Raw genomic sequence first — 19,269 nt, 5'->3', positions numbered from 1 at the left:
CTGGAGTGACCCGATGAACCGACTGCACCGTTTGCTTGCCCTCGCTGGCGTGTCTGCCGCACTCACCGCCTGCGTCAGCGCGCCGTCTGCGCCACCGCCGGCCCCGGTCGACCCGACCACGCCGACACAGCGGCTGCTGCTGATCGAACGCGAGGCCGGCGTCGACGATACCGAGCTGTCGGTACAGCCATTGCGCGACCCGCAGGTGGACGACCTGCGCGAGACCGCCAAGAGCAAGCGCCAGGCCGGCGACCTGGCCGGCGCGGCGGCGTCGCTGGATCAGGCCGTGGGCCTGGTTTCCGGCGATCCCGCCATCCTGCAGGAGCGTGCCGAAGTGGCGGTGCTGCAGGCCGACTGGCCCGCCGCCGAGCGTTTCGCCAAACAGGCCATTGAGCTGGGCTCCAAGACCGGGCCGCTGTGCCGCCGGCATTGGGCCACCATCGAACAGTCGCGGCTTGCGCGCGGCGAGAAGGAAAACGCCGCCTCGGCCAAGTCGCAGATTGCCGGCTGCACGGTGCCAGGCGTGAAGCGCTACTAAGCACGCAGCGATGCCGGTTGCGCTTGCCGCAAGGCGAGCGCGGCGGCGTGTGCTGCAGCCGGTGTCGCGCGCGCAGCCGTGCGACGCGCCATCGTCGCCCGCCCGCCGCCATTGTCGCCCGCACGCCGCCAGCGGCGCCGTGCAGTGCGGCATGCGGCATATGCCAGCTGCGGGGGGCGGTTGCCGTCGCTGGCCCGCAGGCGCAACCCACCCGGCATCACCGCGCACGCGCTAGGCTGTCGCGCTTGCCCCAGCTTTTGGTCCCATGTCCCAACTTGCCACTGCCAGCATCGAGGCGCTCAGCGAGGGCGGGGCGCTTGCGCGTCAGCTCGATGCGTTCGCACCGCGTGCCGCGCAGCTGCGCCTGACCGGCGCCATTGCCGAGGCCTTCGAGGCGCGCGATGTGCTGTTGGCCGAGGCCGGCACCGGCACCGGCAAGACCTACGCCTATCTGGTGCCGGCGCTGCTGTCGGGGCTGAAGACCATCGTGTCGACCGGCACGCGCGCGCTGCAGGACCAGTTGTTCCATCGCGACCTGCCACGCGTGCGCGCCGCGCTCGGCATCGGCCTGCGCAGCGCGCTGCTGAAGGGCCGCGCGAACTACCTGTGCAAGTACCGCACCCAGCAGGCGCGTGGCGAACCGCGCTTTGCCACGCCCGAGCAGGTCTCGCAGTTCCAGCGCATCGTGGCCTGGAGCGGGCGCACCCAGTTCGGCGACATGGCCGAGCTGGAAGCCTTGCCGGACGACTCGCCGCTGCTGCCGCTGGTGACCTCCACCGTCGACAACTGCCTGGGCACCGAATGCCCGTTCTACGGCGAATGCTTCGTGGTGCAGGCGCGCCAGCGCGCGCAGGCGGCCGATCTGGTGGTGGTCAACCACCATCTGCTGCTGGCCGATCTGGCGCTCAAGCAGGAAGGCTTCGGCGAGATCCTGCCCGGCGCGCAGGCCTTCGTCATCGACGAGGCGCACCAGCTGCCGGAACTGGCGGCGAACTTCTTCGGCGAAAGTTTCGGCATGCGGCCGTGGCAGGAGCTGGCGCGCGATTGCATGGTCGAAGCGCGCCTGGTCGCCGGTGCGCAGGCCAGCCTGCAGGAACCGATCCTGGCCCTGGACGAGGCCCTGCGCGGCCTGCGTGCGGGCATGGAAGGCCTGCCAGCGCGCGGCACGCAATGGCGCGCGCTGGCCAGGCCGCAGGTACGCGAAGGCTTCGATGCGGTGCTGTCGTCGCTGGCGCGCCTGGGCGAGGCCTTGCTGCCGCTACGCGAGGCCTCGCCCGGCTTCGATGGCTGTTCTGCGCGCGCGCAGGAAGCGCTGGCACGGCTGTCGCGGTGGCTGGGCGAGGACGCGCCGGTGCCGGATTTCGACCAGGAGCTGCCGGACACCGTCGACAACGACGTGCTGTGGTACGAGCTCAGCCCGCGCGGGTTCCGCTGCCAGCGCACGCCGCTGGACGTGTCCGGCCCGCTGCGCGAGCACCGCGAGAAATCTCATGCGGCCTGGGTGTTCACCTCGGCCACGCTGGCGGTGGGCGGCGAGTTCGACCACATCGCGCAGCGCCTGGGCCTGAGCGATCCGGCGACCCTGTTGCAGCCCAGTCCCTTCGACTGGGCGCGCCAGGCGCTGTGCTATCTGCCGCCGAACCTGCCCGATCCTGCCGCACGTGGATTCGGCACCGCGCTGATCGCGGCGCTGACGCCGGTGCTGGAGGCCTCCAACGGCCGCGCCTTCCTGTTGTTCGCCTCGCACCGCGCGCTGCGCGAAGCGGCCGAAGCCCTGCGCGGTGCACCGTGGCCACTGTTCGTGCAGGGCGAAGCGCCGCGTGCCACCTTGCTGCAGCGTTTCCGCACGTCCGGCAACGGCGTGCTGCTGGGGTCGGCCAGCTTCCGCGAGGGCGTGGATGTGGTTGGCGATGCCCTGAGCGTGGTGGTGATCGACAAGCTGCCGTTCGCCGCGCCCGACGACCCGGTGTTCGAAGCGCGCCTGGATGCGATCCGCCGCGACGGCGGCAACCCGTTCCGCGACGAACAGCTGCCGCAGGCGGTGATCGCGCTCAAGCAGGGCGTGGGCCGGCTGATCCGCAGCGAGACCGATCGCGGCGTGCTGGTGCTGTGCGACCCACGGCTGGTGAACAAGGGCTACGGCCGCACCTTCATGACGTCGCTGCCGCCGTTTGCGCGCACCCGCGAGATCGGCGATGTGCGCGCGTTCTTTGGCGTCGCCGAGCCGGTGGGCGACAATGGCGTGCTCGCGCTGCCGTTCGGCGACGCCTGAGCGTCCCCTTCCTGCCTGCGGTCCTGCCATGAAAGTCCTCGCGTTCGAGACCTCCACCGAAGCCTGTTCCGTCGCGCTGCACATCGACGGCCGCGTGCTCGAACGCTTCGAACTGGCGCCGCGTCGGCATGCCGAACTGGCGCTGCCGTGGGCCGAACACCTGCTCGCCGAGGCCGGGATCACGCGCCGCCAGCTCGATGCGATCGCGGTCGGCCGTGGCCCGGGCGCGTTCACCGGCGTGCGCCTGGCCATCGGCATCGCGCAAGGCATCGCGCTGGGCCTGGACGTGCCGGTGCTGGCGGTGTCCACGCTGCAGGTGCTGGCCTTGCGCGCGCCCGCCGAGGCGAGGCAGGTGCTGGCCTGCATCGATGCGCGCATGGGCGAGGTGTATGCCGGCGTCTTCGCGCGCGATGGCGACACACTGCAGGAGCTGGCAGCGGAAGTGGTGTGCGCACCGCAGGCCTGTGTCGTGCCGGACACGCTGCAGCGCTTTGCCGGTGTCGGCAGCGGGTTCGCCGCTGCCGATGCAGTGCTGCAACAGCGGTTCGCAATGCAGTTGACCAGCATCGATGCCGCCGCGTTGCCGCATGCGGCCGACCTGCTCACGCTGGCCGTGCCGGCGCTGCTGCGCGGCGAAGGCGTGGCGCCGGAGCGGGTGGAACCGGCCTATCTGCGCGACAACGTGGCGCTGACCCTGATCGAGCAGCAGGCCGCCCGCGCAGCCAAGGTCGCTGGCGCCGCGCCATGACCGACGCGTTGCAGCGTGCACGTTTCCGCGGTTGCCTGCTGGGCCTGGCGGTGGGCGATGCGCTCGGCACCACGCTGGAATTCTGCGCGCCCGGCAGCTTCACGCCGATCGACGACATGCGCGGCGGCGGCCCGTTCGCACTGCGCGCCGGGCAGTGGACCGACGACACCTCGATGGCCCTGTGCCTGGCGCACAGCCTGCTGTATCGGCAAGGCTTCGACGCCGCCGACCAGATGAACCGCTATTGCAACTGGTACCAGCACGGTTACCTCAGCAGTACCGGCGCCTGCTTTGATATCGGCGCGACCGTGCGGCAGGCGCTGGAGCGCTATCTCGATGGCGGGCCGGCCTTCAGCGGCAGCACCGATCCGCGCTCGGCCGGCAATGGCTCGCTGATGCGGCTGGCGCCGGTGGCGATGTATTACGCGCACCGCCCCGCCGAGCTGGGCGAGCGCGCCGCCGACAGCTCGCGCACCACGCATGCCGCTGACGAAGCGCTGGATGCCTGCCGGCTGTTCGCCTTCCAGTTGCGTGCCGCACTGCTCGGCAGCCAACGCCAGCAGGTGTTGCAGGCCCGCTGCGAAGGGCTGTCGACACCGGCGCTGCGTGCGTTGTCGGTGCGCGACCATCGGGCGGTTCCCGCCGCCGGGATCCGCGGCACCGGCTACGTGGTCGATGCGCTGTCGGCGGCGCTCTGGTGCTTCGCCACCACCGACACGTTCGCCGATGCGGTGCTGCGTGCGGCCAACCTGGGCGACGATGCCGACACCACCGCGGCCATCTGCGGTCAGCTGGCCGGTGCGTTCCATGGCATCGAGGCAATTCCCGCCGCCTGGCGCGCGCGCGTGCAGGATGCCGACGCCATCATCGACCTGGCCGATCAGCTCTACGCAGCGGCGCAGGTCACCTGAGGCCGCACGCACCGCACGCGCCAACGCCGTCGGCCGGGCAGGCATGCCGCAGAAGGACGCGTCCTGATCGGACGCGCGACAGCTCAACGATCGTCGTGCAGCTCGCCGCCAGGCAGGAACAGCCAGGTGCGGGTGACCTGCAGGATATCCACGTCGTCCTTGGTCCTGGGCAACGGCGGGAACGGCTGTGCCAGCTGCACCACCCGCAGCGCTGCCGCATCCAGGGTCGGGGTGCCGCTGGAGATCAGCACGCGGCTGCTTTCCACGCTGCCGTCGCGGCGCACGCCCACGCTGATCACCACCTTGCCGCCGAGCCGGCGCCGACGCGCCTCGTCCGGGTAGTTGAGGTTGCCGACGCGCTCGGCGCGATCCACCCAGGCACGCAGGTAGTTGGCGTAGGCGTATTCGCGGGTACTGGCCGAGACGAACTTGCGGTTGGGGCGCTTGGCGTATTGCTCCGAGCGCAGATGCACCTCGGCGGCGAGCCGGGCCATTTCCGCGTCGCGTTGCACGCGTTGCGCATCGGTGGGCGAGAGCGGGTCGGTCTGCGGGTTCGGCTGCGCGGTGGGCACGGTCTGCTCGCCGCGGCGACTGGTGACCACGCGGGTCTGGGTCGGGTCCGGCGCCTGCACCGTGGTCGCACGCTGCGCCTGCGGTGCCAGCCCGCTGCGGTCCTGCGGCACCACCCCGGGCTGGCTGTCGCGCGGGCGTTGCGCGGTAGCGTGGTCGCCGCCGCCCTGCTGGTTGGCCTGGGCCAGGAAATCGGCCTGCCTGGGCGTCAGCGGGGTGCTGGTCTGGCTGAAGATCACATCCAGCGTCGGCACCAATGGTGCGTCTTCGCTGACCGCAAACCCCACGCCCAGGATCAGCGCGCCGTGCAGCAGCAGCGAGATCACCAGCGTCGCGGTCAGCCGGCGACGCTCGTCCACGGCAGCCGGCTGTGCCGCGGCCGCGCTCATTGCGCCGCGCCGGCCTCGATCGCGTCGAACAGCAGCCCGGCGATGTTCAGGCCGAACTGCGCATCCAGCTCGCGCACGCAGGTGGGGCTGGTGACGTTGACCTCGGTCAGGTAATCGCCGATCACGTCCAGGCCGACGAAGCGCATGCCGCGGCGGCGCATTTCCGGGCCCACCTGCGCGGCGATCCAGCGGTCGCGCTCGGACAGCGGCCGGCCTTCGCCGCGCCCGCCGGCGGCCAGGTTGCCGCGGAATTCGTCGCCTTGCGGAATGCGGGCCAGGCAGTAGTCCACCGGCTCGCCATCGACCAGCAGGATGCGCTTGTCGCCGGCGGTGATGTCGGGGATGAAGCGCTGCGCCAGGGTCAGCTTGCGATTGCCGTCGGTCAGCGTTTCCAGGATCACGTTGAGATTGGGGTCGCCGGTGCCGCTACGGAAGATCGAGCGCCCGCCCATGCCGTCCAGCGGCTTGAGCACGGCCTGGCCGTGTTCGAGCACGAAGGCCTTCAGTGCCGCCGCATCGCGGCTGACCAGGGTCGGCGGGCAGCACTGCGGAAACAGCAGCGCGGCCAGCTTCTCGTTGTAGTCGCGCAGGCCCTGCGGGTCGTTGACCACCTGCGCGCCGGCGCGCTGGGCCACGCTCAGTACCTGGGTGTCGTAGATGAACTCCGCATCCACCGGCGGGTCCTTGCGCATCAGCACCACCTGGCCGGGACCGAATGCCAGCTCGGCGAACTCGCCCAGGGTGAACCAGCCGGTCGTGTCCTCGCGCACGCTCAGCGGCGCGACCTGCGCCACCGCGCGTCCCTCGCGCAAGCTGAGTCCGCCGGGGCGCACATACTGCAGGCGGTGACCACGCCGCTGCGCTTCCAGCAACATGGCGAAGGTGGTGTCTTTGGCGATCTTGATGGAGGCGATGGGATCCATCACCACGACGACGTCGAGCGACATGGGCAGCTAAACCTTTAGAACAGGCTGCCGATGGTAACTTCAAGCGGTGGGCGATGGCGCGCCCGGCCGGTCGTGGATGCGCGACTTGCCGGCCGACCCGCAGCCGTCCACAGTCGGAACGTCCGCCTGGCGGGCCCCCGGCAACGCACCCTTGACAGTCAATGCGGGTCTTGGGATATACATGTCGTTTCGCAGCGACGCCGGAAGGGAAGAAGCGTCGCGCGTCCGGGGATATTTGCATGACTGAAAACATGGCTGCGGGTGGGGAACTCGCAGGACTGAAGGTGATGGTGATCGATGATTCGAAGACCATTCGCCGCACCGCCGAAACGCTGCTGAAGCGGGAAGGCTGTGAAGTAGTGACGGCGACCGATGGTTTCGAGGCACTGGCCAAGATTGCCGACCAGCAACCTCAGATCATTTTTGTCGACATCATGATGCCGCGCCTGGATGGGTACCAGACGTGCGCGTTGATCAAGGGCAACCAGCTCTTCAAGTCGACGCCGGTGATCATGCTGTCGTCCAAGGACGGCCTGTTCGACAAGGCACGCGGCCGCATCGTCGGCTCCGAGCAATATCTGACCAAGCCGTTCACACGTGAAGAACTACTGAGCGCGATTCGCACGTACGTCCACGCCTGACCAGGGGGAAAGGCAACATGGCTCGAATTATATTGATCGAGGACTCGCCCACCGACAGGGCAGTCTTCAGTCAATGGCTGGAAAAAGCAGGCCATACGGTCGTCGCCACCGACAATGCCGAGGAGGGACTTGCGCTGATTCGCAGCCAGGCGCCCGATCTGGTGCTGATGGACGTGGTGCTGCCCGGCATGAGTGGCTTCCAGGCAACGCGTGCATTGGCGCGCGACCAGGCCACCAAGGACATCCCGGTGCTGCTGGTCAGCACCAAGGGCATGGAAACCGACAAGGCCTGGGGGTTGCGACAAGGTGCCAGCGACTACATCGTCAAGCCGCCGCGCGAAGACGACCTGATCGCCCGCATCAAACAACTGGTGCGTTGATGCGTTCTCCATTCGACATTCTCGAAGACTACGAGCGTCGTAGCCTTGCGCACGCCACGCCGCTGCCGGAACGCCAGTTCTCGGCCGATATCTGGCGCGGCGTCGGTTATCGCGTCGGTACCCGGCGGCTGGTATCGGATTTCCGTGAAGTGGCGGAAATCGTGCCGATGCCGCCGGTCACGCCGGTGCCGGGCGCCCAGCCCTGGCTGCTGGGCGTGGGCAACCTGCGCGGCAACCTGTTCCCGGTGATCGATCTGAAGCAGTTCCTGGAGGGCCGGCGGACGGTGCTGCAGGAAGGCCAGCGCGTGCTGATCATGCGCCAGAGCGGCGGCGACGTCGCGCTGACCATCGACGAGCTGTACGGCCAGCGCAGCTTCGAGCAGGCCCAGGCGGTCGAACCCGGCGAGCTGGCACAAGGCCGCTACGCCCACTTCATCGACCGTGCCTTCCGCAACGAGACGCAGGACTGGGGTGTGTTCTCCCTGGCGTTGCTGTCGCGCACCCCTGAATTCCGGCAGGCCGCGGCCTAAGCCGCGGCCCCGCCACGTCATACAGATCGAGGTCGAACCATGAGTACCGCCCCGGACGCCCGCAAGACCAACAAGCTCGGCAGCGTCAGCACCAGCTTCTGGCTTGGTTTGCTGGTGTTGTCGATGATCGTGTTCGGCGCCAATACCGGTGTCGCCACCTGGCAGGGCAGTCGCCTGGCCGGTGCCGGTACCGGTGCGGCCGATCTGCAGGTGCTGTCGCAGCAACTGGCCAACCAGGGCCGCGAAGCGGTGTCCGGCGACCCGAAGGCGTTTGCCGCGTTCAAGGAGACCAAGGGCCGCATCGACAGCACGGTCAGCGAACTGGATGGCCGCTACGGCAAGGAAGGCTCGGTCGCCAGCGCGATGGCCCAGCTCAAGGCGACCTGGGTGCCGCTGAGCAAGAACGCCGACCAGATCATCGCCAGCGAACCGGCGGTGCTCGGCCTGTCCGGCAACGCCGAACGCTTCTCCGGCAGCGTGCCGCAGTTGCAGGCGCAGTTGAACGAAGTGGTGCGCGCGATGACGGTCAGCGGCGCGCCCGCAGCGCAGATCTACAACACGCTGCAGCAGGTCGTGGTCGCCGGCACCATGGCGCGCCGGGTGACCGAAATGCGCGCCGGTGGCGCCAATGCCGCCGCCTCCGGCGATGCGCTGGCGCGCGACGCGGTGGTGTTCACGCAGATGCTCGAAGGCCTGCGCGCAGGCAACGACGAGCTGGGCATCGCCGCGGTGCGCAACCCGGCCGCGCTGTCGGCGCTGGAGCAGTCGCAGGCGCAGTGGGCGACGATGAAAAAGGACGTCGACGCCATCCTGGCCAGCTCGCGCAACCTGTTTGCCGCGCAGTCCTCGGCCGCTGCGCTGACCGCCGGTTCGAACAGGATGCTGGACGACAGCAAGAAGCTGTTCGATGCGTTCTCGGCATTCGGCTCGGTGCGCGACACGCGCCTGTTTCCGAACTTCTGGCTGGGCGTGGTGTCCGGCCTGCTGGCGTTGCTGGCCATCATCGGTTTCGTCTGGAGCTCGGTGCGGGTGCGCTCGCGCGAGCAGGACGTGCGTTACCAGGCGCAGGTGGAATTCAACAGCCGCAACCAGCAGGCGATCATGCGGCTGCTGGACGAAATCAGCTCGCTCGGTGAGGGCGACCTGACGGTCAAGGCCTCGGTGACCGAGGACATGACCGGCGCGATTGCAGACGCCATCAACTACGCCGTGGACGAGTTGCGCCACCTGGTGACCACCATCAACGACACCTCGGCCAAGGTCGCCGTGTCGACGCAGGAAACCCAGGCCACGGCGATGCAGCTGGCCGACGCGGCGGGACAGCAGGCCAACCAGATCACCACCGCCTCCGAGCGCATCAGCGAAATCGCCGCCAGCATCGAACAGGTCTCGCGCAACTCCACCGAGTCGGCCGAAGTGGCGCAGCGCTCGGTGGTGATCGCCGCCGAGGGTGCCGGGGTGGTGCGCGAGACGATCCAGGGCATGGACCAGATCCGCGACCAGATCCAGGAAACCTCCAAGCGCATCAAGCGCCTGGGCGAATCCTCGCAGGAGATCGGCTCGATCGTGGAACTGATCAACGACATTTCCGAGCAGACCAACATTCTGGCGCTCAACGCCGCGGTGCAGGCCGCCTCGGCGGGCGAGGCCGGCCGCGGTTTCGCGGTGGTGGCCGACGAAGTGCAGCGCCTGGCCGAACGCACCTCCGGTGCGACCCGGCGGATCGAAGGCCTGGTGCAGACCATTCAGGCCGATACCAACGAGGCGGTCAGCTCGATGGAGCAGACCACCTCCGAAGTGGTATCCGGTGCACGCCTGGCCGAAGACGCCGGCACCGCGCTGACCGAAATCGAGCGCGTGTCCAATGCCTTGAACAACCTGATCAAGAACATCTCCATCGCCGCGCACCAGCAGTCGGCCGCAGCGACGGACATCACACAGACCATGGGCGTGATCCGTCAGATCACCAGCCAGACGTCGCAGGGTGCGGAGCAGACGGCCGAGTCGATCGGCAACCTGGCTCAGCTCGCTGCCGATCTGCGCCGTTCGGTCGCCGACTTCAAACTGCCGGCGTGAGCACGACGCGGAACGGGAAAGGATCAGCAGATGGCGCGTAGTCGCATGACGTCGATGCAGGAACAGACCGGTGGCCGCCTTGGCGGTACCCCGGCCGTAGGCAGGGGGCTGCAATGAGTGCGCTTCGCGATGCGATGAGTCACGCCGCGCTGGGCTGGGTCAAGCCGGAGCTGGACGAAACCTTGCGCCAGGCGCGCAACGAGATCGAATACTTTGCCGAAGAACCGTCCGACACCAGTCGGATGCGCTTCTGCGCCGGCTATCTGCACCAGGTGCAGGGCACCTTGCGCATGGTCGAGTTGTACGCCCCGGCGATGGTGGCCGAGGAGCTGGAGCTGCTGGCCCAGGCCGTGCAGGTCGGCGAGGTGGCCGACCGTGACGAAGCCTGCGCCATGCTGATGCGCGGCACCGTGCTGCTGCCCGATTACCTGGAGCGCCTGCAGAACGGTCACCGCGATATCCCGATCGTGCTGCTGCCGCTGCTCAACGAGATCCGCGCCACCCGTGGCGAGCCGGGCCTCAGCGAGAGCGTGCTGTTTGCCTTCGATCCGCAGGCCGGCGTCGCCACCGAGGCCGAGCTGGATCATGCCCGCGGCAGTCTGAGCGGGCGCAATCGCGAGTTGCTCGACACCGTCGGCAACGCGGTCAAGGAGGAATTGCTGCGCGTCAAGGATGCGCTGGACCTGCACCTGCGCACCGGCGGCGAGATCGCCGAACTGCAGACCCAGGTCAAGGATCTGGGCAGCGTCGCCGACACGCTGGGCATGATGGGCCTGGGCGTGGCGCGCAACGTGGTCGTGCAGCAGCGCGATGCGCTGGCGCGCGTGGTCGACGGCCAGGTGCAGATGGACGAAGGCGTGCTGCTGGACATCGCCGGCGCGCTGCTCTATGTCGATGCCTCGCTGGATGACCAGGTCGCCAGCCTCGGCGCCGATGTGGGCGACGGCAACGAAGCCAGCAACAGCGCCACGTCGTCGGAAGTGCGGCGCACGGTGGACGTGCTGGCGCAGGAGGCGATCGCCAATTTCGGTGCGGCGCGCGAGCATTTCGTCGCCTTCATCGAGACCAACTGGGACCACGCGCGCCTGACCGATGTGCCGCATCTGCTCGGCGAAGTCGGCGGTGCCCTGCGCATCCTCGAACTGCCACAGGCGGCCGACTATCTGGAAGGCGTGCGCCGCTATGTCGACCTGGAACTGATCGGCAAGCAGCGCGTGCCCAGCGGTCGCCAGCTGGACACCCTGGCCGACGCGATGGCCAGCCTGGAGTACTATCTGGAAGCCCTGCGCGAGCGCCGTCCCGGCCGCGAAGAGATCCTGGACATCACCCGCAACAGCCTGGAGACGCTGCGCTACTGGCCGCTGCCCTCGGGCCAGCCGTCCGACCTGCCGGTCGGTGCCGACCAGCCGGGCAGCGTGGCCGAGCCGCTCGCCGCCTCGCTCGCACAGCAAGCCGGTGCCCCGGCGGCGGCCAACGACGCCGCACCGACGCCGTCGCTGGAATGGGCCAACGAAACCGTGGTCGAGGCGCCGTTTGCCGCCAGCGTGGTGCACGACACCGGCGCTGCCGCCACCGATACGGTGTTCTCGTTCGACCCGGTCGCCGCCGAGGAAACCGTCTCCGGCCAGGCGCACGTGCCGTTTACGGTGGCACCGCTGGACCTGTCCGACGATGGCGCGCAGGCGCCCGGCGACTGGCAGCTGGAAACCACCGAGCAGGCCGCACCGATCGCCACGTCCGTGTTCGACCCGGTGTCGGCCGAGCAGGACGGCAGCATGTCGGCCGATGCCGCGCAGGTCAGCTACACCGTGGACCTGAGTGCGCTGGAGCAGGACGACAGCGCCACGCCGGCGGTAGCCGAACCGGCGCCGCTGCAGATCGAGCAGATCGCGTTGCCGGGCGATGCCGACCAGACCGAGGTACCGCTGGATTTCATCGCGCAGGCCGGAAGCGGCCGCCTGCAGACCAGCATCGACGATGCGTTCTCGCCGCCACCGTTGCCGCCCGTCGCGCCGCAGGAGCCGGCCGACCCGTTCGTCGAATCCGTGCCCGAACCGCAGCCGGCTCCGGCCGACGCCGCCGCCGGGCAGGGCACTGCGCGCGTGCAGCAGGCGGTGGTCAGCGCGTTCGAACTGGACGCCGCATCGACGGCGTTCCTGGCCCAGCTCGACGCAGCCGCCGCGCAGTTCGAGGTGGAGCGTCCGCAGGCAGCGCAGGCGCCCGATGCCGATGCCCGGGCTGCGAAGGCAACGCCCGGGCCGGCCGTGAGCGAACCGCTCCAGGCCGGTGCTGATGCCGATGCCGGCATCTTCGGTGGCTTTGGCGATAGCGATATCGACGACGATATCCGCGACGTGTTCCTGGAAGAATTCGACGAAGAACTGGTCAACCTTGGCCAGCTGCTGCCGGTATGGCGTGCCGCGCCGCACAGCCAGGACAACCTGCGCCCGATCCGCCGCGTCTTCCACACCTTGAAGGGCAGTGGCCGTCTGGTCGGTGCGCACGTGCTCGGCGAGTTCAGCTGGAAGATCGAGAGCATGCTCAATCGCGTGCTCGACAATTCGCGGCCGGCCAGCCCGGCGGTGGTGGCGATGGTCGAGCTGGCCTACGAGGTGCTGCCGCAGTTCAACGCCGCCTTGCGCGACCAGGGCCGCATCAGCGCCGACCTGCCGGCCATCCAGGCAGTTGCCGAGCGCGTGGCTGCGGGCGAAGAGGCCTATTACGTGGCCGCACCGGCGATGCCGGTGGCGGCGGAGCTTGCCTTCGTTCCGGCAGCGGCGGGCATGTTCGCTGCGAGCGGCGGCACACCGGCGTCGGTGGACAGCGTGCTGCGCGAGATCCTGGAAGCCGAAGTCGCCACCCATCTGGACACCGTCAACGCGTGGCTGCAGGCCAGCCAGGCCGAGCCGCAGTTGGCGAGCGAAGAATTGCTGCGCGCCGTGCACACCATGAGTGGCGCGTTTGCGATGACCGACGTGCCGGAAATCACGCTGGTGACCACGCCGGCGGAGAGCTACGTCAAGCGTCTGCTCGCCGCCTCGCTGACCCCGTCGCAGGAGGGCATCGACGCCATTGCCGCAACGGCGGCGGCAATCGCCACCACCGTGACTGCCCTGCGCGCCGATGCGCCGTTGATTCCGTCGTTTGCGCCGTTGACCGAGCGCCTGCGCGCGCTGGTGGAGACGCTGCCGGAAGCGCAGTGGCCACCGCAGGCGTTCCTGGACGAACTGGAGGATCTGGAGGCGCCGGGCGAGACGGCCGTCGGCAGCGCGTCGGCGGTCGAGCTGACCGGTGCGCAGGACCTGTCGCCGTATCTGGACGCCAGCGCACTGCCGTCGGATGCGGCCGATACCGGCGCGCCCGTGCATGCCGCCGATGACGTGGCGCAGGATGCCGCAGCGCCCGCCGACGCCGACGCAGCGATTGCGGTGGACGAACTGTCCGAGGCCGAGGCCGAAGACACCTCGGCACTTGCGCTGGAAGCACCGGCACCACACGACGAGGCGCAAGCGGCTGACGTTGCTGCGCCGGAGCAGGAGCAGGGCGCCGATTCGCTCGAGGCCGCACAGGCGGCGGCCGCGGATGCGCGCGCATCCGATGCAGTCACCGGGCAGGCCGTCGACGCGTTGCACGGCGATGCTGTCCAGCACCAGCACCAGCACCAGCACACAGACGACGCCGAAGCCGCGTCGCTTGGCACCGATGCGCACGACACGCCGGCCGATGAGCCGGTAGTCGATGCCGAAGCCTGGGATGCGACCGGACTGCAGCAGGCCGGCGGTGTCGATGCGGTGTCGCACGAGCCAGCAGGCGACGTACCCGGGGCAAGCGAGCACGTGGCCGTGGACGAGCTGTCCGACGCGGAAGCCGCGTTGGGTGAGACGCAGATGCTCGCCACGCCGGACGCCGGGCAGGTCGATGCCGAGCACGCAGACGCCGGGCAGCAGTGGCCGGGCGAGCATGCGGCCGTGCACGACCAGCAGGATCAGTACGACGGCAACGTCACCGCACAAACCGAGGCAGGGTCGGGTGATGGCGTAGCGTCCACCGACGACGCGCCTGTCGAGACCATCGAAGCATTGGAAGCGGTGCACGCGCAGGCCCCGTTGGCCGATCAGACGCACGCGGAGACGAACGAAGACTGGACGGCGGATACCGCGGCGCTGGACGGCGAATCGGCCGGGCAAGACGACCACGTTTCCACATCTCACGACGAGGCTATCGGTGCGCAGGCCCAACACGCGCAGCTGCCTGTCGACGAGGCAGCGCAGCACGACGCTGCCGTGTTGCCGCACGCTGCCGACGCGCACGTTGGCGAACAGCAGCAGGTGGAAAACACTGCGCGGTCGGGCGAGCAGGCGTCTGCCGGACAGCACGCCCCGTTGGACGAGCCGGTGTACCTGCAGGAACCTGCGCATGCGTACGAGCCGGCGCAGTCGGAAGCGCACGTCGATTCGGGTGAGCAGGAGCGCGTGGACGGACAAGCGCATGCGCATGCCGATGAAATCGAGCACGTTGCAGAAGAGGATGACGCTGCGGCAGCGCAGCAGACGGCAGAGGCAGAGCAGACTGCAGAAGCAGAACAGTCCGCAGACGCGGAGCACGCTGCGGAGGCACAGCAGGCTGCCGAAGCGCTACCCGAGCGCACCATCGCGTCGGTGCAGGCCTTCGAGATGGCGCAGGTCGCCGAGCAGGTCGAAGAGACCGGCGATCCGCAATCGGAAACTGCACCGGAGCTGCAGTCGGACCTCGTTGCTGATGCGGATGCGGATGCGCAAGCCGATGCCGATGCGGAGGTCCACGCGCAGCATCCAGACGCAGACGCAGACGCAACACTCGGCGCGACTACCGCAACCGATGCTGCCGAGCATTCCGAACACATCGAGCAAGTTGAAGGCGTTGGGCAAACCGAACACGTCGAATACGTCGAGCATCTGGAGCCAGGCGAACCCGGCGAATCCGCCGACGAATCCGCACGCGAACACGAAGACGCCGCAGCCGTGGCCTTCAGCGCGCCGGTGGAAGACGCCGCGGCGGCCGAGACCACTGCCAACGCTGTGGGCGCAGCCTTCGATACCGGCCCGCTCAACTTCGACCAACTCGATGGCGAACTGGTCGACATCTTCGTCGAGGAAGGCCGCGACCTGCTGGACCATTGCGATGGTCTGATCGCCCGCATGCGCGAAGTGCCGGAAGACCGCGAGGTCCTCAACGGACTGCAGCGCGACCTGCACACGCTCAAGGGCGGCGCGCGCATGGCCGGCATCAATGCCATCGGCGACCTCGGCCATGCGATCGAGTCGCTGCTCGAAGCAGTGGCGGCCAACCGGACCGATATCGACCGCGACGACGTGCGCCTGTTCGAGCGCGGCTTCGATCGCCTGCATCAGCTGTTGACCCGCACCGGCATGCACCGCGCCGTGGCGATGCCGACCGACCTGGTGGACGCCTTCGAAACCCGCACCCGTGGCCGCAATGCCGCAGAACCCAGCGACGCCGATGTGCGCGCGATCGCCAGGGCATCGGTGGAGCCGGCACCGCTGTCGGCGCCGGTGCCGGTCGAGGGCCAGAGCGAGGACGACTTCCTGCCGCGCGTGCAGCAGGAGCAGGTGCGCGTGCGTGCCGACCTGCTCGACCGCCTGGTCAACCACGCCGGCGAAGTGGCGATCTACCGTTCGCGGCTGGAACAGCAGATGGGCGCCTTCCGCGGCGCCATGGGCGAACTGGATCGCACCAACGCCCGTCTGCGCGACCAGCTGCGGCGTCTGGATCTGGAAACCGAAGCACAGATCGTGGCGCGCTATCAGCGTGAGCAGGACCAGGGCGACCGCACCTTCGATCCGCTGGAACTGGACCGCTTCTCCACCCTGCAGCAGCTCAGCCGCGCGCTGAACGAATCGGCGGCCGACTTGGGCGGCTTGCAGGGCGTTCTGGAAGACCTGTCGCGTCAATACGACGGCCTGCTGCAACAGCAGTCGCGCGTGAGCTCCGAGCTGCAGGACGGCCTGATGCGTGCGCGCATGGTGCCGTTCGACGGCCTGGTGCCGCGCCTGCGTCGGGTGGTCCGCCAGGCCGCGACCGATACCGGCAAGCAGGTGCATCTGCTGCTGGAAGGCACCCAGGGCGAGCTGGATCGCAACGTGCTCGATCGCATGGTCGCGCCGCTGGAACACATGCTGCGCAACTCGGTGGCGCATGGCCTGGAAGCGCCGGAGCAACGGCGCGACGCAGGCAAGCCGGAAGAGGGCAGCATCGCGATCCGCCTGCGCCGCGAAGGCTCGGAAATCGTGCTGGAAGTGGCCGACGACGGCGCCGGCCTGGATCGCGAGGCGATCCGTCGCCGCGGCGAGCAGCGCGGCCTGATTGAACCCGGCCAGGAGCTCAGCGAGGCCGAGCTGGACGGGCTGATCTTCGCCTCCGGCTTCAGCACCTCCGAGCAGGTCAGCCAGCTGGCCGGCCGTGGCGTGGGCATGGACGTGGTGCGCAACGAAGTGCGTCAGCTCGGCGGCTCGGTGGACATCCACTCGGTGCGCGGCCAGGGCGTGACCTTCACCTTGCGCCTGCCGCAGACGCTGGCGGTCACCCAGGCGGTGTTCGTGCGCATCGGCGACACCACCTTCGCGGTGCCGGTGGGGTCGGTCAGCGGTATCGGCCGCATCTCGCGCAGCCGTTACGAGTCGGGCGAGGGTGGCTACCACTACGCCGGCGAAGAGTACGTGCTGCACGATCTCGGCTCGCTGGTCGGCCAGGCCGCCGCGCGTGCCGATGGCCAGGCGCAGGTGCCGTTGCTGCTGGTGCGTGCAGGCGACCTGCGTGCAGCGGTGGCGATCGACCAGGTGCTGGGCAACCGCGAAATCGTGGTCAAGCCGGTGGGCCTGCAGATCGCCTCGGTACCGGGCATTTACGGTGCCACCATCACCGGCGATGGCCGCGTGGTGGTGATCCTGGACGTGGCCCCGCTGGTGCGTCGCTATCTCAGCCAGCCGGCGCGTCCGGCGCCGGAAACCCCGGCCGAATCGCAGCGCCAGGTGCCGTTGGTGATGGTGGTGGACGATTCGCTGACCATGCGCAAGGTCACCAGCCGCGTGCTGGAACGCCACAATCTGGATGTGACCACCGCACGCGATGGTGTCGAGGCACTGGAACTGCTCCAGGAGCGCGTGCCCGACCTGATGCTGCTGGACATCGAAATGCCGCGCATGGACGGCTACGAGCTGGCGACCGCGATGCGGGCCGACCCGCGCTTCAAGGCGGTGCCGATCGTGATGATCACCTCGCGCAGCGGCGAGAAGCATCGCCAGCGCGCCTTCGAGATCGGCGTGCAGCGTTACCTGGGCAAGCCTTACCAGGAGTTGGATCTGATGCGAAACGTGTACGACCTGCTGGGGATCGCCCGTGTCCGAGACTAATGGCGCAATGGGAACTCCGGTCGCCCTGCTGGGCCGGCCCGGGCAGGCGCGCGAGCGCCTGCGTGAAGCGCTCGGCCTGGCCGGCGCCCACGTGGTGCTGGAAGACGAACCGGCGGCGGTGGACGTGCAGATGCTGCGCGATGCCGAGCCGGTGGCGGTGCTGGTCGCGCTGGAGCCGTCGATCGAAGACGCGCTCGAAGCCCTGGAGCCGGCCTTCAACATGCCCGGCGTTACGGTGATCTTCGACGAGGCCGAGCTGACCGTGCGCCGCGAGGGCTGGGAAGCGCAGCGCTGGGTGCGCCATCTGGCCGCCAAGCTGCATGGCCATGCCGACGTATTGCCGCCAGGCACCGAGAGCGAGCCGTCGCTGCATCCCGAACCGGGCCTGGAACTGGCGCCGCGGCAGCACTCGGACCTGCAACTGGACCAGCATCTGCAGGCAGCCGCGCACGCGTTCGACAGCGTGCCCGGCGATGCCTTGTTCGCGCGTGGCGCGGGCACGTCCGAGGCCGCAGCGGCGGCCGACAAACCGGCCCTGACGCTGGGCGATTCCAGCACCTGGGGCCTGGTCGACGAGGTCGCGGTGGTGGTGCGCCCGCGCGCCGAATTGAACATGGACGCGCTGTCGACCGGCGGGCTGTCGCTGGTGGAGCTGGATCAGGTCGGTACGACCACCGGTGCGGTGCTGGTGCTGGCCGGCATCGGCGGCCCGGATGCGATCCGTCGCCTGCTGTCTGCGCTGCCGCCGGAGTTTCCGCGCGCCGTGCTGGTGCGCATGACCCTGGATGGCGGCCAGTACGGCAACCTGGTGCGGCAGATGGGACGCGTGTCGGCGTTGCCGGTCGACCTGGGCGAAGCCGGCCAGGTGATTACGCCGGGCAGGGTCTATGTGCTGTCCGACGACATCGGCGTGCAGCACCATGACGGCGCGCTGGCATTCGTCGCGCAGGCCGATCCGGCCGGGCTGGTGGCCGCGTTGCCGCCGGCCGACAGTGCGGTGCTGATGCTCAGCGGCGCCAACGAGGCGCTGGTCGAGCCAGCGCTGGCGCTGGCCGAGCAGGGCGGCTGGCTGGCGGGTCAATCCGCCGACGGCTGCTACGACCCGGCCGCGGCGGCACGTCTGGCGCGTCAGGGCATTCTGACCGGCGACCCTGCGCAGTTGGCGCGGGCGTTGGCACAGCGCTGGCCGGCGTAAGCCGGGCGCTTCCTCTCAAGATCGGAACAGGTGCGATGAGCTACGCCAACAATGACGAAATCCGCGGCGTCCTGATCCAGGCCGGTAGCGAGCGCGTGCTGCTGCCCAACGCCACGGTGGCCGAGGTGATGTCGCGGGTGGCGGTCGAGCCGATGGCGGAGATGCCGCGCTGGGTGGTCGGGCGCATCGACTGGTATGGCTGGAAGGTGCCGCTGCTGTCGTTCGCGCGTCTGAGCGGCATGGGCGACGAGCCGACCGCGGTCAACAACAAAGTGATCGTGCTCAAGGCCTTGGGCGGCAATCCGGCGCTGCCGTACTTCGCCTTGCTCACCGCTTCGTTCCCGCAGCTGATCTCGGTGCCGCGCGATGGCCTGCTGGCCGATGCGTCCGAAGATGCGCTGCCCGACGGCGTGCACATGCGCGTGCTGCTGGGCGAGCAGAGCGCATTGCTGCCGAACCTGGACGCGATCGAAGCGCAGCTTGCGCAGGTGCTGGCGGCGCTTGCCGCGTAACACGCCGTTGCTGGACGACGACACTGCCGGCTTGCCGGCGATGTCGCGATGAAGGGCGGGATGGGCGCAGCAACGGCCAGGCATCGCCGTTGCTGGGTGCAATGGGTGCCGGCATGGCCGATGCCTGAGATCTCTTGCTGCCTGTGGGCGG

Annotated in this window: 13 protein-coding genes; 11 read left to right on the top strand and 2 right to left on the bottom strand. The window is 69.1% G+C overall.

The window, feature by feature from the left end; all coding sequences use genetic code 11:
* Positions 1 to 13 precede the first annotated feature (13 nt).
* From EO170_RS16260 to EO170_RS16245, 4 genes are all read left to right on the top strand, one after another.
* Positions 14 to 538: a hypothetical protein gene (locus EO170_RS16260; protein WP_126946483.1), complete on the top strand. Its 525-nt coding sequence runs from the start codon at positions 14 to 16 to the stop codon at positions 536 to 538.
* 265 nt (positions 539 to 803) lie between these two features.
* Positions 804 to 2,810 carry an ATP-dependent DNA helicase gene (locus tag EO170_RS16255; RefSeq protein WP_126946480.1) on the top strand — a complete coding sequence of 669 codons (2,007 nt, stop codon included), beginning with the start codon at positions 804 to 806 and terminating at the stop codon, positions 2,808 to 2,810.
* 28 nt (positions 2,811 to 2,838) lie between these two features.
* Entirely contained in the window at positions 2,839 to 3,558 is a 720-nt protein-coding gene (gene tsaB, locus EO170_RS16250; protein ID WP_126946477.1) for a tRNA (adenosine(37)-N6)-threonylcarbamoyltransferase complex dimerization subunit type 1 TsaB, read from the top strand.
* On the top strand, positions 3,555 to 4,469 hold the full coding sequence (locus EO170_RS16245; protein ID WP_115677714.1) for an ADP-ribosylglycohydrolase family protein: 915 nt from the start codon (positions 3,555 to 3,557) through the stop codon (positions 4,467 to 4,469). The genes tsaB and EO170_RS16245 overlap by 4 nt, the downstream gene beginning before the upstream one ends.
* Positions 4,470 to 4,552: 83 nt before the next feature.
* On the opposite strand, the gene EO170_RS16240 is transcribed toward EO170_RS16245, so the two are convergent.
* Positions 4,553 to 5,428 carry an energy transducer TonB gene (locus EO170_RS16240; protein ID WP_104584634.1) on the bottom strand — a complete coding sequence of 292 codons (876 nt, stop codon included), beginning with the start codon at positions 5,426 to 5,428 and terminating at the stop codon, positions 4,553 to 4,555.
* A complete protein-coding gene (gene gshB / locus EO170_RS16235; RefSeq protein ID WP_104584632.1) occupies positions 5,425 to 6,375 on the bottom strand; it encodes a glutathione synthase in 951 nt (316 codons plus the stop codon). Before gshB ends, EO170_RS16240 begins: the two co-directional genes overlap by 4 nt.
* Before the next feature lie 239 nt (positions 6,376 to 6,614).
* Between gshB and pilG the strand changes: the two genes are divergently transcribed.
* From pilG to EO170_RS16200, 7 genes are all read left to right on the top strand, one after another.
* A complete protein-coding gene (pilG, locus tag EO170_RS16230) occupies positions 6,615 to 7,016 on the top strand; it encodes a twitching motility response regulator PilG (protein WP_104562659.1) in 402 nt (133 codons plus the stop codon).
* A gap of 17 nt (positions 7,017 to 7,033) precedes the next feature.
* A complete protein-coding gene (locus EO170_RS16225) occupies positions 7,034 to 7,396 on the top strand; it encodes a response regulator (RefSeq protein WP_024940328.1) in 363 nt (120 codons plus the stop codon).
* On the top strand, positions 7,396 to 7,926 hold the full coding sequence (locus EO170_RS16220) for a chemotaxis protein CheW (RefSeq protein ID WP_014508568.1): 531 nt from the start codon (positions 7,396 to 7,398) through the stop codon (positions 7,924 to 7,926). Before EO170_RS16225 ends, EO170_RS16220 begins: the two co-directional genes overlap by 1 nt.
* Before the next feature lie 39 nt (positions 7,927 to 7,965).
* A complete protein-coding gene (locus EO170_RS16215; protein WP_104584630.1) occupies positions 7,966 to 10,002 on the top strand; it encodes a methyl-accepting chemotaxis protein in 2,037 nt (678 codons plus the stop codon).
* A gap of 113 nt (positions 10,003 to 10,115) precedes the next feature.
* Complete coding sequence (locus EO170_RS16210) at positions 10,116 to 17,411, top strand: Hpt domain-containing protein (RefSeq protein ID WP_126946474.1); 7,296 nt, start codon at positions 10,116 to 10,118, stop codon at positions 17,409 to 17,411.
* Between the two features lie 7 nt (positions 17,412 to 17,418).
* Positions 17,419 to 18,606: a chemotaxis protein CheB gene (locus tag EO170_RS16205; protein WP_126946548.1), complete on the top strand. Its 1,188-nt coding sequence runs from the start codon at positions 17,419 to 17,421 to the stop codon at positions 18,604 to 18,606.
* A gap of 35 nt (positions 18,607 to 18,641) precedes the next feature.
* The gene (locus EO170_RS16200; protein WP_126946471.1) at positions 18,642 to 19,118 is read left to right on the top strand and encodes a chemotaxis protein CheW; all 477 of its coding nucleotides are present in this window, start codon (positions 18,642 to 18,644) and stop codon (positions 19,116 to 19,118) included.
* Positions 19,119 to 19,269: the final 151 nt, after the last annotated feature.

Origin of the sequence: Xanthomonas sp. BRIP62409, from assembly GCF_003992965.1 — a bacterium.
Lineage (GTDB): Bacteria > Pseudomonadota > Gammaproteobacteria > Xanthomonadales > Xanthomonadaceae > Xanthomonas > Xanthomonas euroxanthea.
This window is presented reverse-complemented; position numbering and strand designations above follow the sequence as displayed.

Coding starts and splice junctions, on each gene's coding strand:
- EO170_RS16260 (WP_126946483.1), top strand. CDS start 14: ATGAACCGACTGCACCGTTTGCTTGCCCTCGCTGGCGTGTCTGCCGCA.
- EO170_RS16255 (WP_126946480.1), top strand. CDS start 804: ATGTCCCAACTTGCCACTGCCAGCATCGAGGCGCTCAGCGAGGGCGGG.
- tsaB (WP_126946477.1), top strand. CDS start 2,839: ATGAAAGTCCTCGCGTTCGAGACCTCCACCGAAGCCTGTTCCGTCGCG.
- EO170_RS16245 (WP_115677714.1), top strand. CDS start 3,555: ATGACCGACGCGTTGCAGCGTGCACGTTTCCGCGGTTGCCTGCTGGGC.
- EO170_RS16240 (WP_104584634.1), bottom strand. CDS start 5,428: ATGAGCGCGGCCGCGGCACAGCCGGCTGCCGTGGACGAGCGTCGCCGG.
- gshB (WP_104584632.1), bottom strand. CDS start 6,375: ATGTCGCTCGACGTCGTCGTGGTGATGGATCCCATCGCCTCCATCAAG.
- pilG (WP_104562659.1), top strand. CDS start 6,615: ATGACTGAAAACATGGCTGCGGGTGGGGAACTCGCAGGACTGAAGGTG.
- EO170_RS16225 (WP_024940328.1), top strand. CDS start 7,034: ATGGCTCGAATTATATTGATCGAGGACTCGCCCACCGACAGGGCAGTC.
- EO170_RS16220 (WP_014508568.1), top strand. CDS start 7,396: ATGCGTTCTCCATTCGACATTCTCGAAGACTACGAGCGTCGTAGCCTT.
- EO170_RS16215 (WP_104584630.1), top strand. CDS start 7,966: ATGAGTACCGCCCCGGACGCCCGCAAGACCAACAAGCTCGGCAGCGTC.
- EO170_RS16210 (WP_126946474.1), top strand. CDS start 10,116: ATGAGTGCGCTTCGCGATGCGATGAGTCACGCCGCGCTGGGCTGGGTC.
- EO170_RS16205 (WP_126946548.1), top strand. CDS start 17,419: ATGGGAACTCCGGTCGCCCTGCTGGGCCGGCCCGGGCAGGCGCGCGAG.
- EO170_RS16200 (WP_126946471.1), top strand. CDS start 18,642: ATGAGCTACGCCAACAATGACGAAATCCGCGGCGTCCTGATCCAGGCC.